Origin of the sequence: Bradyrhizobium sp. HKCCYLS3077 (genome assembly GCF_051167555.1) — a bacterium.
Lineage (GTDB): Bacteria > Pseudomonadota > Alphaproteobacteria > Rhizobiales > Xanthobacteraceae > Bradyrhizobium.
This window is the reverse complement of record NZ_JBNPTH010000009.1, coordinates 109,013-121,486: the sequence shown is the minus strand read 5'-3', so window position 1 is coordinate 121,486 and position 12,474 is coordinate 109,013. Positions and strand designations below refer to the sequence as shown.

General features: G+C 66.9%; 12 protein-coding genes. 7 read left to right on the top strand and 5 right to left on the bottom strand.

Annotated features, from left to right (window positions below; translation table 11 throughout):
- Positions 1-14: 14 nt before the first annotated feature.
- The 5 genes from ACQR0Z_RS30730 to ACQR0Z_RS30710 are packed head-to-tail and all read right to left on the bottom strand — an operon-like array spanning position 15 to position 4,489.
- Positions 15-581, bottom strand: a complete 567-nt coding sequence (locus tag ACQR0Z_RS30730) for a flavin reductase family protein (RefSeq protein ID WP_434875633.1) — start codon at positions 579-581, stop codon at positions 15-17.
- 33 nt (positions 582-614) lie between these two features.
- Positions 615-1,844 carry an acyl-CoA dehydrogenase family protein gene (locus ACQR0Z_RS30725; RefSeq protein WP_434921126.1) on the bottom strand — a complete coding sequence of 410 codons (1,230 nt, stop codon included), beginning with the start codon at positions 1,842-1,844 and terminating at the stop codon, positions 615-617.
- 36 nt (positions 1,845-1,880) lie between these two features.
- Complete coding sequence (locus tag ACQR0Z_RS30720) at positions 1,881-2,897, bottom strand: NrtA/SsuA/CpmA family ABC transporter substrate-binding protein (RefSeq protein ID WP_434921125.1); 1,017 nt, start codon at positions 2,895-2,897, stop codon at positions 1,881-1,883.
- Between the two features lie 18 nt (positions 2,898-2,915).
- Positions 2,916-3,635 (bottom strand): ABC transporter ATP-binding protein, encoded by a 720-nt coding sequence (locus ACQR0Z_RS30715; protein ID WP_434921124.1) that lies wholly within the window; start codon positions 3,633-3,635, stop codon positions 2,916-2,918.
- Entirely contained in the window at positions 3,632-4,489 is an 858-nt protein-coding gene (locus ACQR0Z_RS30710) for an ABC transporter permease subunit (RefSeq protein ID WP_434921123.1), read from the bottom strand. Before ACQR0Z_RS30710 ends, ACQR0Z_RS30715 begins: the two co-directional genes overlap by 4 nt.
- A 298-nt stretch (positions 4,490-4,787) precedes the next feature.
- On the opposite strand from ACQR0Z_RS30710, the gene ACQR0Z_RS30705 reads away from it, so the two are divergent.
- The 7 genes from ACQR0Z_RS30705 (at position 4,788) to ACQR0Z_RS30675 (ending at position 12,241) form a co-directional block, all read left to right on the top strand.
- A complete protein-coding gene (locus ACQR0Z_RS30705) occupies positions 4,788-5,882 on the top strand; it encodes an LLM class flavin-dependent oxidoreductase (RefSeq protein WP_434921122.1) in 1,095 nt (364 codons plus the stop codon).
- A 250-nt stretch (positions 5,883-6,132) separates the two neighbouring features.
- Positions 6,133-7,224 (top strand): ABC transporter substrate-binding protein, encoded by a 1,092-nt coding sequence (locus ACQR0Z_RS30700; RefSeq protein ID WP_434921121.1) that lies wholly within the window; start codon positions 6,133-6,135, stop codon positions 7,222-7,224.
- Entirely contained in the window at positions 7,202-8,215 is a 1,014-nt protein-coding gene (locus ACQR0Z_RS30695; protein ID WP_434921120.1) for an ABC transporter permease, read from the top strand. Before ACQR0Z_RS30700 ends, ACQR0Z_RS30695 begins: the two co-directional genes overlap by 23 nt.
- A complete protein-coding gene (locus tag ACQR0Z_RS30690; RefSeq protein WP_434857409.1) occupies positions 8,209-9,000 on the top strand; it encodes an ABC transporter ATP-binding protein in 792 nt (263 codons plus the stop codon). Before ACQR0Z_RS30695 ends, ACQR0Z_RS30690 begins: the two co-directional genes overlap by 7 nt.
- A complete protein-coding gene (locus ACQR0Z_RS30685; RefSeq protein WP_434921119.1) occupies positions 8,994-10,178 on the top strand; it encodes an acyl-CoA dehydrogenase family protein in 1,185 nt (394 codons plus the stop codon). Before ACQR0Z_RS30690 ends, ACQR0Z_RS30685 begins: the two co-directional genes overlap by 7 nt.
- A 21-nt stretch (positions 10,179-10,199) precedes the next feature.
- On the top strand, positions 10,200-11,303 hold the full coding sequence (locus ACQR0Z_RS30680) for an LLM class flavin-dependent oxidoreductase (protein ID WP_434921118.1): 1,104 nt from the start codon (positions 10,200-10,202) through the stop codon (positions 11,301-11,303).
- Positions 11,300-12,241 carry an ABC transporter substrate-binding protein gene (locus ACQR0Z_RS30675; RefSeq protein ID WP_434921117.1) on the top strand — a complete coding sequence of 314 codons (942 nt, stop codon included), beginning with the start codon at positions 11,300-11,302 and terminating at the stop codon, positions 12,239-12,241. The genes ACQR0Z_RS30680 and ACQR0Z_RS30675 overlap by 4 nt, the downstream gene beginning before the upstream one ends.
- Positions 12,242-12,474: the final 233 nt, after the last annotated feature.

Sequence of the window (12,474 nt, the reverse complement as noted above, 5' to 3'; positions counted from 1 at the left end):
CCCATGCTGCGCCGTCACCGCACATGCGCCGGCGGTACGCCGACCTCGGCGAGCAGGTCGAGATCGGCATTGCGGTCGACCTCGACATACTGCTCGTTCCAGTACAGCAGGCTCGACAGCCGCGGCGCCAGCTCGATCGTGTCGGGACGTCCGACGATGATCGCATGGTCGTAGCGCTCGATGATCTCGTCGACCTCGCAGGCGATCGCCGCCTGCGCATGCTGCAGCACCGGCACACCACCCGCATGGCGCGACCACTCGACGCCCTCGAATTTCTGCCGCCCGGCGAGATGCGGACTGCTGAAGCGGTCGGCGAGCGTGAGCTGGTCGGAACTGAGAACGTTGATGCCGAACCAGCCGTCACGGACGATCAGGGGAAAGGCCGACGTTTGCCGGCCGAGATTGATCATCAGCCGCGGCGGCTCGACCGAGAGCGAGACCAGCGAGGCCGTGGTGACGCCGGTGATGTCGTCGCCGCGGCCGGCGGTTACGATGCTGACGCCGGCGGCGACGCGGCGCAGCGCCGAGTAGAAGTGCGGGGGAGTGGACGCCGTCAGGAGATGCAGTCCATGCTTGCTCATCCGTCGCCTCCTTCAGGGGGCTGCGCCTGCCGGTCAGAAGAATCCCTTGGCCGGAAGCGGCGTGCCGTTGATCAGATACTGTCCGATCGCCCGCTCTTTGTAGGTGACCGGATTGTGTGACGACAGCGTGCGCGCATTGCGCCAGTGGCGGTCGAAATTGGTGGCCTTCTTGGTCGACGACGCGCCGCCGACGTCGAAGATGAGCCCGCCATTGCGGATGGCGGCGTCGTCGGCGACGATCTTGGCTTGCGCCGACAGCAGTGCGGCCCGATGCGCAAGCGCTTCGGCGTCGGCGCGGCCCGCGTCGAATGCCTCGGTAGCGGCGTCGAGCGCCTCGGCGGCGACGAGCACCACCGTTTCCGCGGCGTGCGCGGACGCCGCGATCTGGCCGATCGTCTGCTGCAGCAACGGATCCTCGGTCGGCTTCTCGTGCGGCGCGTAGTAGAAGGTGCGCTTGCGCGAGCGGACCAGCGCGATCGCATCGCGCAGGGCCGCGCGGCTGATGCCGGCGACGGCCGCGGTCAAGAACAGCTGCGCGAACGTGTTGGAGTAGGGCACGCCGTAGCCGATGTCGGGCGCGTCGAACACGATCTCCTGCCGCTTGACCCGGACGTTGCGGAAATGGGTGGTGCCGGTGGCTGTCAGTCGCTGGCCCATGCCGTCCCAGTCGTCGATCAGCTCGATTCCGGCGCGGTCTAGCGGCAGGATGGTCGCGCCGGGACGCCCGCTGGGATCAGCCGCGCGCACCAGGACCAGATCTGAGTAGAGCGTGCCGGTGCTGTAGTACTTGGTTCCGTTCAGCAGATAATCATCGCCATCGGGCGTGAAGGTGGTGTCCGGCGTGATGTTACCGACCTGCGGACTGTCGAGCTCGGTGGTTGCGAGGCCGATGATCGCGCCGGCCGCGACGCGCTGCTGCCACTCCCGCGCCTGGTCGTCGCGGGGGATGCGGACGAGACGCTCGACCACGCTGAAATGATTGCGCAGGATATGCGCGACATTGGCGTCGGCCTCGGCAAGCCGGACCACGATCTCGAACAGGCCGCGGATCGTGCTTCCGGCACCGCCGGCGGCCACGGGCAGGCGCAGCGCGCCGAGCCGCGCCTGCTTGATCATCGCGATCTGCTGGTGCGGCAGGATGCGCTCGCGCTCCCGCTCCGACTCACCATCCGCGATGGCGGCGAGCAGCTGATCGAGCGTCTCTGCCGCCAACGGCAGCGACGTGTCGGCGATGAGAGTCTTGGTCGAGACCGGCTTGTTCATGACGAGTCCAGGCGATTGAGTGGGAACGATCGGTGCTCAGCGCTGCGGCGCCGGGTCTTCGATTGGAGCGAGATGATCGGCAACCTTGACCGGCTCAGGCAGCACCTTGCGCTCGACCAGCCAGTCGGCCGCCTTCTGAAGGTCCGTGACGAACTGCTTGTCGTTGACCGAGAAATAGCGGTACTTGCGGTTCAACGCGATGAACTGGTCACGCACCTGGTCGCTGTATTTGCCGGCCTTCTGCGCGATGTATTCGGCATCCTTGCTGTTTTCCGAGATCCATTTGCCCTCGGCGCGGAACGCGTCGTTGACGGCCCGCACCAAAGCCGGGTTCTCGGTCGCGAATTTGCGAGTCGTCAGATAGGACGTGTAGTCGATCTGGAATTCGAGATCGCGCCCCTCCAGGAAGATGTCGTGGGCCTTGTAGTCGAGCCGGGCGATGTCGACGCCCGGGCTCCACATCGACCAGGCATCGACCTTGCCGGAGGCGAGCGCGGGTGCTGCATCCGGCGGGTTGAGATAGACGAACTTGACCTTGGAGCGGTCGACCTTGTGCTTCTCGAGCGCTGCGACCAGCAGGAATTCACCGAGGCCGGATCGGTTCACGGCGACCGACTTGCCGACGAGGTCCTCGACCTTGTTGATGCCGGAATCGTCGCGGGCGATGATCGCGGTGGTGCGCGGCTCGTAGACGACGAATTGGGTGAACACCAGCGGCGAGCCGGCGATGATGGCGGCGAGCGCCGGCGTCGTCGAGCCGCCGAAGGAGAAGTCGGCGGTGCCGCCGGTGACGGCCTGCAGCGTCGGGGCATGGTTCGGGAACGGCCCGAGCCACTCCACCTTGATGCCGTCCTTGGCGAGCAGCTTCTCGAGTTCGCCACGCTCCTTGGCGATCAGGTTGAGGCCGGAGAGTCCCCAGGTCAGCCGCACGGTGTCAGTGACACGGCCGGGCGCAGCCCAGGCGTCATCGGTCAGCGTGAGGCCGGCGAGCGCGCCGATGCCGAACGCGGCAGTGCCCAGGAAATGGCGGCGGGACAGGTCATCCGAAGACATGGTCGATCCTTGAGGAAATCAGGTGTGAAGGAGGGGGTTGAGCACGCCGAGTTCGGCCAGCAGGTCGCTGCGCGCGACCTCGCCACCGGCGGCGGTACGATGCTCGAAGGCGATCCGGCCGTCGCGCATCACCAGGATGCGGTCGGCGAGCGCGATCGCTTCGTCGACGTCGTGGGTGACCAGCAGCACGCCGGGACGATGAGTGGCGACGAGCTCGCGCACCAGCGCATGCATGCGGATGCGCGTCAGCGCATCGAGCGCGGCGAATGGTTCATCGAGCAGCAGCAGCTCCGGCTGCTGCACCAGCGCGCGGGCGAGCGCGACGCGCTGTGCCTGGCCACCGGAGAGGTTGCGCGGCCAGTCGTCGAGACGGTCGCCGAGGCCCACCTCGGCAAGCGCGGCGGCCGCGCGCTGGCGCGCATCGGGCACGTCGAGGCCGAGCGCCACGTTGCGCCAGAGGCTGTCCCACGGCAGCAGGCGGTGCTCCTGAAACACCACGGCAGGACGCTTTGGCGCGATGATCCGGCCGGCCTGGATCGGGTCGAGCCCGGCGAGGGCGCGCAGCAAGGTCGTCTTGCCGCAGCCGCTTTCGCCGAGCAGCGCGACGAACTCGCCGCGCTCGATGCGCAGATCGAGGCCCTCGATCACGATGCGCTCGCCATAGGCGCGGCGCAGGCCGTTGACGATCACCGCCGGCGCGGGGGCGCCCTGCAGCGGCGGCGCGAACTGGATCGTCATCGGGCAGCTCCATAGTTCGGATGCCATGCCAGCAGACGCCGCTCCAGCCAGCGCGCGATCAAATCGGCGCCGACGCCGATCAGGGCGTAGATCACGATCGTCAGCACGATCACGTCGGTGCGCAGGAATTCGCGCGCGTCCATCGCCAGGAAGCCGAGGCCGGACTGCGCGCCGATGGTCTCGGCCACGACGAGCGCGAGCCAGGCGGTCGCCAGCGCATAGCGGACACCGGTGAGGATCGAGGGCAGGGCGCCGGGCAGGATGATGCGTCGGATCAGCTGCAGGGTCGACAATGCCTGGACGCGGCCGAGCTCGAGCAGCTTCGGATCGACCTGGCGGATGCCGAGCGTGGTGTTGATGTAGATCGGGAAGGTCACGCCGAGCGCGACCAGGAAGACCTTCTCGGCCTCGCCGACCCCGAGCCAGACGATCACCAGCGGCAGCACGGCCAGGAACGGAATCGCGCGGATCATCTGGATGCTGCGGTCGATCAGCGCCTCCGCGATCCGCGAAAAGCCGACGAGAATGCCGAGCGCGAAACCGACTGCTCCGCCGATCGCAAAGCCGGCAGCGGCGCGCAGTAGGCTGACGCCGAGATCGTTCAGCAGGGTGCCCTGTGTGGTCAGCTTGAAGGCGGTGCGGACGACCTTGCTGGGCGCCGGCAGGACTTGCGGCGACAGATAGCCGCCCTGCGCCGCCGCTTCCCAGATCAAGATCAGCAGAACCGGCGCGAGCCACGACAGCGCCTGCAGCGCCAAGGGACTCAGCGCGCGGTTTTGCCCGGTGCCGGGGCGCGCGCCACTGGTGGCCTGCGGCAGCTCGATCGTTCCGGCCGCTTGTTCGAGATTGCTCAAGAGTGCGTCGTCCTCGCGCTATCATGGCTCCGCGGATCGCGATCGCGCCGCGGAGGTATCTAAATCGATGCGCGCAGGTGGCGGCGTGACGCAGCCTCGTTGCGCGCCGGCAAACTGTCCCACGAAACAAGGCTGATCGAAATAGAGCCGTTTTCCAATTCTTGTTGCATTGGGAGGTTTTCGATTTCCTGCGCGGGTGAAAAGCGGCAAGAACTTCTTTTCCGGATTTGTTAGTACGTGGGCTGATGACCGCGCATCGCAGAGAGGCGACGCGCGACGCTGATCGTGAGGCTCGACCATGACACATCCGCTTCGCTTCGGGATTTGGGCCCTGGTGCATGGCCCGCGGGCCGCGCATCAGGATCCGGAAGAGCCGTATGATGCCTCCTGGGAGCGCAATCGCGATCTCGTGCTACAGGCCGAGGCGCTGGGATTCGATTCGACGCTGGTCGCCCAGCACACCATCAATCCGCATCAGGAGGATCTCGATCAGTTGGAGGCCTGGAGCGCAGCCGCTGCGCTTGCGGCGCTGACCAGCCGGATCGAGATCATCACTGCGATCAAGCCGTATCTTTATCATCCCGTCGTGCTCGCCAAGATGGCGCTCGGCATCGAGAACATCAGCCGCGGACGGTTCGCGATCAATCTCGTCAACGCCTGGAATAGACCCGAATTGGAGCGCGCCGGCATCGGCTTCGCCGAGCACGATGAGCGCTACGCCTATGGCCGCGAATGGATCCACGTAGTGTCGCGGCTGCTGCAGGGCGAGCGGCTGACCCACAAGGGCCGCTATTTCGATGTGCAGGACTACGCGCTGCGGCCGAAGGACCTCTATCGCGCGAGGCCACGGATCTATGTCGGCGGTGAATCGGAGCCGGCGCGCGCGCTGGTCGCCGATCACGGCGATGTCTGGTTCATCAACGGACAGCCGCTCGATGACGTTGCCAGCCTGATCCGCGATGTCGCGGCGCGGCCGAGGGGCGCGGCGCCGCCGCTCCGTTTCGGCCTCTCGGCGTTCGTGATCGCGCGGCCGACCGCCGCCGAAGCGGAGGCCGCTCATCAGCGGTTGCTGCGTCTCGCCGAGAAGGATGCGCCGATGAAGGCCATCCAAAAGGCAAACACCGATCCCAAGGTCGTGATGATGCAGACCATGCAGAAGAGCGCGCGTGTCGGCAGCAATGGCGGCACCGCGGCTGGGCTGGTCGGCAACTACGAGGAGGTGGCCGATCGCATCATCGACTTCCACGCTGCCGGAATCGAGCTGTTCATGCTGCAGTTCCAGCCGTTCGAGGCGGAGATGACGCGGTTCGCCGAGGAGGTGATTCCGCGTGTCCGGCAGCGGCAGCGTAATCTCGGTCTGGGGAATCCCGAGTCCGGTCGTCGCGTGGGATGATGTCGCCCGCAAGGTGCGCAGAAGAACTGATTGCTTTGCGAAGCTCGTCTCGTGGGGACATTATCGCTCGCTGCCACCCCACATTCGAAATTCCATTTCATTGACGATGTGCAGTCGCGAACGCATCATCCGTTCATCATTGGGGCGCTGACGACAGCGCAGGTTTAACGACACATCGATGCATTCCGCTAAGGGAGTGCGGGCGCTGCACGCCCGCGCAACGGCGGAGCTTTGTCGGCAGGAGAGGGCGATGGACAACACGGACAACATGGGCGCAGTCACCCGGCGTCGGCTGCTTCAGGCGGGGGCCGGTGCCGCTTTGGTGGCGCCATTCGGCGGCTTGGCCGCGCAGGCGCTATCGCTGCGGGCCGCCCCGGAGATCGATCTGTCGCAGTTTCCGATCTGCCGGACGGCGGCCGAGGCGCCGGCTCTCACCGGCGCGCCGCGCAAGCTGAAGCTGTCCTGGAATGCCGGTGCGGTCTGCCTGACGCCGGTGCCGGTGGCGATCGACCAGGGCTTCTTCAAGAAGTACAATCTCGACGTCGAGCTGATCAACTACTCCGGCTCGACCGATCAGCTGCTCGAGGCGATCGCAACCGGCAAGAGCGATGCCGGGCTCGGCATGGCGCTGCGCTGGCTGAAGCCGCTGGAGCAGGGCTTCGACGTCAAGATCGCCGCGGGCACCCATGGCGGCTGCATGCGGGTGCTGGCGCGCACGGATTCCGGGATCAAGACGCTCGCCGATCTCAAGGGCAAGGCGGTCGCGGTCGGCGATCTCGGCGGTCCGGACAAGAACTTCTTCTCGATCCAGCTGGCGCGGCTCGGGATCGATCCGGTGAAGGACGTCGATTGGCGCGTCTATCCCGGCGCGGTGGTCAACGTCGCCGCCGACAAGGGCGAGACGCAGGCGTTCCTCGCCTCCGATCCGCTCGCTTATCTCTGGCTCAAGGATCCCGCCTATCGCGAGGTCGCCTCCAATCTCGACGGCGAGTATCAGAACCGCGTCTGCTGCATCCTCGGGCTGCGCGGCAGCCTGGTGCGCGAGGAGCCGCAGGTCGGCCGCGCCATCACGCAGGCGCTGCTCGATGCCGCGATGTTCACGGCGCAGAACCCGGTCGAGGCGGCGAAGTCGTTCCAGCCCTATGCGCCGAAGCAGGCGACGCTGGCCGATCTCGAAGGCATGGTGCGCTACCACACCCATCATCATCATCCGCATGGTCAGCCGCTCAAGCAGGAGCTGAAGGCCTATGCCGACGACCTCAAGGTCGTCTCCGTCTTCAAGCCGAGCACCGACACCAGCAAATTCGCCGAGCGCATCTATGTCGACATTTTCGCTGTCTGAGGTTGCCAACGGCGAGAGCGCACGGAGCAGCGCGCTTGCCGACAAGCTCCGCGACATCGCGCCCGGCATTGCTGCGGCGCTCGCCTGGGCCGCCTTCGGCGCATCGTGCCTCGTTCGTGAGGACGTCGGCGACTGGTCGCGCACCAGGGATCTCGCGATCGCGGCCTTCGTGATCGCCGGGCTCGTGCTCGTCGCGAGCGTTGCGGCTGCGCAGCTCGGCCGCGCCGGCTCGGCGTTGCGCAAGCGCAGCCCGTGGCTGCTCGCGCTCGGCGTGTTCCTGACGCTGTGGGAGCTCGCCACTGCCAAATACGCCTGGTTGCCGCTGCCGTTCTTCCCGCCGCCGCAGGCGATCATCGAGGTCTACACCGACGATCTGCCGAAACTGCTCGACAGCGTCGTCGCCTCGATCAAGCTGCAGCTCGGCGGCTATCTGATCGGCGCGGCCACCGGCTTCATCACCGGCGTGTCGATCGGCTGGTCGACGCGGATCGGCTATTGGGTGCATCCGGTGCTGCGCTTCATCGGGCCGCTGCCGGCGACCGCCTGGCTGCCGATCGCGTTCTTCGCGTTTCCGACCAGCTGGAGCGCGTCGACCTTCCTGATTGCGCTCGCCACCGGCTTCCCTGTGACGGTGCTGACCTGGTCCGGCGTCGCCAGCGTGCCATCAGCCTACTACGATGTGGCACGCACGCTCGGCGCCAGGCCATGGTTCCTTGTGCTGAAGGTCGCGATCCCCGCAGCCTTGCCGCATGTCTTCGTCGGGCTGTTCATGGGCCTCGGCGCCTCGTTCGCGGTGCTCGTCGTTGCCGAGATGATCGGCGTCAAGGCAGGACTCGGCTGGTACCTGCAATGGGCGCAGGGCTGGGCCGCCTATTCCAACATGTATGCCGCGCTGCTGGTGATGTCGCTGCTGTGCTCCGGCGCGATCACCTTGCTGTTCAAGACCCGTGACCGCGTGCTGGTCTGGCAGAAGGGAGTCGTCAAATGGTAGCCGCTGCCGTGGCCGTCCGGGCGCAAGTTCCTGGTGCTGCGATCGACATCGCCCATGTGGACCATGCCTTCGATATCGACGGTGCCGAGCTGAAGGTGCTCGATGACGTCAGCCTGATCGTCGAGCCCGGCGAGTTCGTCGCGCTGCTTGGTCCCTCCGGCTGCGGCAAGTCGACCCTGCTGCGCCTGATCGCCGGCCTCGACAAGCCGCGCAGCGGCAGCCTGCGCGAGGACGAGGTCAGCATCAGGGGGCCGCACCCGTCTCGCGTCGTCGTGTTCCAGGATCCGACGCTGTTTCCCTGGCGCACGGTGTGGGACAATGTCGCGCTCGGCCTTGAAGCGCAGGGCATCCTGAAGAAGCAACGTCATCGCGTCGATGCCGCGCTCGATCTCGTCGGCCTCACCGACTTCAAGAACGCCTATCCGCATCAGCTCTCCGGCGGCATGGCGCAGCGCGTCGCGCTGGCGCGGGCGCTGGTCAACGATCCCAAGGTGCTGGTGCTCGACGAGCCGCTCGGCAAGCTCGATTCGCTGACCCGCATCGCGATGCAGGCGGAGCTGGTGGCGCTGTGGCAGCGCAAGGGGTTTACGACCCTCCTCGTCACCCACGACGTCGAGGAGGCGCTGGTGCTCGCCAACCGCGTCATCGTGCTCAGCGATCGTCCCGCGCGCATCAAGGCCGACATCGTCGTGGACCGGCCGTATCCGCGGCATCGCGGCGATCCGCATCTCGCCGATCTGCGCCGGCAGATTCTTGGTCTCCTCGGGTTGGAAGCGACATGGTAGCCGTCATCGAAAGCCTCGCGCCACGCCAGACCGGCGCTGACAACGAGGACGAACTGATCGCACGCGCGCTGCGGCTGGTTCCTGTGTTCGCCGAACGCGCGCCGGCGCATGATCGCGACCGCAGCTTTCCGTTCCAGAACTTCACGGATCTGTTCGAGGCGGGTCTGCTGTCGCTGACCGTGCCGACGGCGTTGGGCGGACACGGTGCGGGCGCGGGCCTCACGGCGCGCGTGCTCGGAATCATTGCCGAGGCCGATCCGTCGACGGCGCTGGTGCTGGCGATGCATTACATCCAGCACTTCGTCATGGCGCGGAGCCAAGAATATCCGCCGCGGCTGGCCCGCAAGCTCCAGCGGGACTCGGTCGAGCGCGGCGCGCTGATCAACACCTTCCGCGTCGAGCCCGCGCTCGGCTCGCCGTCGCGCGGCGGCCTGCCTGAGACGATCGCGCGGCGCACCGAGACCGGCTGGCGGCTGAGCGGCCACAAGATCTATTCGACCGGCGCGCCGATCCTGTCCTGGTACTCGGTGTGGGCCAAGACCGACGAGGCCGAGCCGCGGCTCGGACTGTTCCTGGTCCAGGCCGGGCTCCCCGGAATCAACATCGTGGAGACGTGGGACCATCTCGGCCTGCGCGCCAGCGGCAGCCACGACGTCGTGTTCGAGGACGTCGTGATCCCGCTCGATCACGAGATCGAGTTGCGCAAGCCCGCGGACTGGCGGGTGCAGAACCCGACCCAGGCACTGGTTCATGCCGCCTTCGTCGGTGCCATCTATGACGGCGTCGCGCGCGCGGCGCGCAACTGGATCGTCGACTTCCTCAGGACGCGGACGCCGTCGAGCCTCGGCGCGCCGCTGTCGACCTTGGCCCGCGCGCAGGAGGTGCTCGGCGCGATCGAGGCGCGGCTACAGGTCAATTCACGCCTGATCGAGAGCGCCGCGCGCGACTTCGACGAAGGCCGGGTGGTCAGCCCGGTCGAGGGCAACATCATCAAGCTCACCGTCACCAACAATGCGGTGGCGGCGGTCGAGGATGCGCTGTCGCTGTCGAGCAATCACGGCCTCAGCCGTACCAATCCGCTGGAGCGGCATTATCGCGACGTGCTGTGCGGCCGCGTCCACACCCCGCAGGACGACGCCACCCGCATTGCCGCCGGCCGTCAGGCGCTGGGACTCTAGGAACACAAGGAGACAGGACAGATGTCCGAGATCGAATTCATCGGCTTCATTTCCAACAACAACTCGTCCGAGATCATCGTCCGCCAGGGGCCGGTGCTCGATCCCGTTCACATCGAGACGGTGGCCAAGGCGCATGAGAATGCCGGCTTCGACCGCGCGCTCCTGGCGTTCCACTCGACCTCGCCGGACAGTTTGCAGGTGGCCCAGCACGTGCTCGGCGTCACCTCGCGGCTCAACGTGCTGATCGCGCAGCGGCCGGGCTTCACCTCGCCGACGCTGCTGGCGCGCCAGTTCGCAGTACTCGACCAGTTCTCCAAGGGGCGCGTCGCGCTGCACGTCATCACCGGCGGCAACGCCAATGAGCTGCGCCAGGACGGCAACACGCTCGACGACAAGAGCGAGCGCTACGCCCGGACCAGCGAGTTCCTCGACATCGTCCGCGCCGAATGGACCAGCGAGAAGCCGTTCAGCTACGCCGGCAAGTACTACCAGGTCGAGAACGCGTTCGCGCAGGTCAAGCCGTATCGTAAGGAGGGCATCCGGATCTATTTCGGCGGCGCCTCGGATGCGGCGATCGACGTCGCGGGCAAGCATGCCGACACCTATGCGCTGTGGGGCGAGTCCTACGCGCAGGTGCGCGAGCAGGTCGCCCGCGTCAGCGCGGCGGCGGCGAAGCACGGCCGTCCGGCGCCGCGCTTCTCGCTGTCGGTGCGGCCGATCCTCGCCGACACCGAGGAGAAGGCCTGGGCAAGGGCGCAGGACATCCTGGAGCGCGCCACCGCGCTGCAGCACCAGACGGGCTACCGCAAGCCGGCTGATGGCCACGCCACCGACGGCGCCAAGCGCTTGCTGGCGATCGCCGAGCAGGGCAAGCGCGTCGACAAGCGGCTGTGGACCGAGATCGCCAAGCTCACCGGCGCCAACAGCAACACCACGGCGCTGGTCGGCACGCCGGAGCAGGTGGCGGAAGTGTTCGGCGACTATTACGATCTCGGCATCAGTCATTTCCTGATCCGTGGCTTCGATCCGCTGATCGATGCCATCGATTACGGGCGCGCGCTGATCCCGGCGACGCGCGCGCTGATTGCGGGCCGCCAGCGTGCCAAGGGAGTGGCGGCGGAATGAAGCGCGTACTCATTGCCGCGGGCTTGCTGTTCGCATTCACTGCATCCGCGCTTGCGCAGGCCAGCTTGCGCGTCGGTGACCAGAAGGGCAATGCGCGCGCCGTCATGGAGGCGGCGGGCGTCCTCAAGGATGTGCCCTACACGATCGAGTGGAAGGAGTTCGTCGCCGCGGCGCCGTTGCTGGAGGCGCTCAGCGCCGGCGCGATCGAGACCGGCCTCGTTGGCGATGCGCCCTTCACCTTCGCGGCGGCCTCCGGCGTGCCCGTGAAGGCGATCGCCGCGATCCGCCAGACCCAGGAAGGGCTGGCGATGCTGGTGCCCGAGAACTCGGCCATCAAGAGCTTCGACGATCTCAAGGGCAAGAAGATCGCCACCGGCCGTGGCTCGATCGGACATCAGCTCGTTCTTGCCGCGCTGGAATCCCGGGGCTGGACCACCAATGACATCCAGCTCGTGTTTCTGCTGCCCTCCGATGCCAAGGTCGCCTACACCCAGGGCTCGGTCGACGCATGGTCGACGTGGGAGCCCTATGTCAGCCAGGAGGAGGTGCTGTTCAAGTCCCGCCGCGTCATCACCGGCGAGGGGCTGACGCCGGGCCTCAGCTTCCAGGTCGCCACCCCCACTGCGATCAAGGACAAGCGCGCTGCATTGGAGGATTTCGTCCAGCGCCTGACGGCCGCGCGCGCCTGGTCGCTCGGCAATGTCGAAAGCTACGCCGAGACCTGGGGCCGCCTGATGAACATTCCGCCCGCCGTGCCGCTCAATTGGCTGAAGCGCGCCAAGGTGCGCATCGTGCCGGTCGACGACGCCGTCGTCGCCGACGAGCAGAAGACCATCGACCTCTACACCCGCACCGGCCTCATCAAGGAGCGGCTCGATGCGACGGCGATTCTCGACCGGTCATTCACCGCGGCGATCGCAAAGGGTGCGGGGCTCTGAGCTGCCGTCTCGTACGCGCCATGGGGCTGACGAGCATGGTCCGCTCGCGGTGATCTTACGGTCAGCTTTCACAAGCTTCACGGCTGATGGTGCCATACCAGCAAAGCCGTGAGGCGGCTCGTGCGCAGCGTCTTCGCCTTGGTCTCGAGTGTGCCGTCTTTGTCAGACTCTCCCCTGCAACGACCAGGCGCGCACAGGGCGGCCCGGTCGCCTGGCGGCCGGTCGAGCGATGG

Coding starts and splice junctions, on each gene's coding strand:
- ACQR0Z_RS30730 (WP_434875633.1), bottom strand. CDS start 581: ATGAGCAAGCATGGACTGCATCTCCTGACGGCGTCCACTCCCCCGCAC.
- ACQR0Z_RS30725 (WP_434921126.1), bottom strand. CDS start 1,844: ATGAACAAGCCGGTCTCGACCAAGACTCTCATCGCCGACACGTCGCTG.
- ACQR0Z_RS30720 (WP_434921125.1), bottom strand. CDS start 2,897: ATGTCTTCGGATGACCTGTCCCGCCGCCATTTCCTGGGCACTGCCGCG.
- ACQR0Z_RS30715 (WP_434921124.1), bottom strand. CDS start 3,635: ATGACGATCCAGTTCGCGCCGCCGCTGCAGGGCGCCCCCGCGCCGGCG.
- ACQR0Z_RS30705 (WP_434921122.1), top strand. CDS start 4,788: ATGACACATCCGCTTCGCTTCGGGATTTGGGCCCTGGTGCATGGCCCG.
- ACQR0Z_RS30700 (WP_434921121.1), top strand. CDS start 6,133: ATGGACAACACGGACAACATGGGCGCAGTCACCCGGCGTCGGCTGCTT.
- ACQR0Z_RS30695 (WP_434921120.1), top strand. CDS start 7,202: ATGTCGACATTTTCGCTGTCTGAGGTTGCCAACGGCGAGAGCGCACGG.
- ACQR0Z_RS30690 (WP_434857409.1), top strand. CDS start 8,209: ATGGTAGCCGCTGCCGTGGCCGTCCGGGCGCAAGTTCCTGGTGCTGCG.
- ACQR0Z_RS30685 (WP_434921119.1), top strand. CDS start 8,994: ATGGTAGCCGTCATCGAAAGCCTCGCGCCACGCCAGACCGGCGCTGAC.
- ACQR0Z_RS30680 (WP_434921118.1), top strand. CDS start 10,200: ATGTCCGAGATCGAATTCATCGGCTTCATTTCCAACAACAACTCGTCC.
- ACQR0Z_RS30675 (WP_434921117.1), top strand. CDS start 11,300: ATGAAGCGCGTACTCATTGCCGCGGGCTTGCTGTTCGCATTCACTGCA.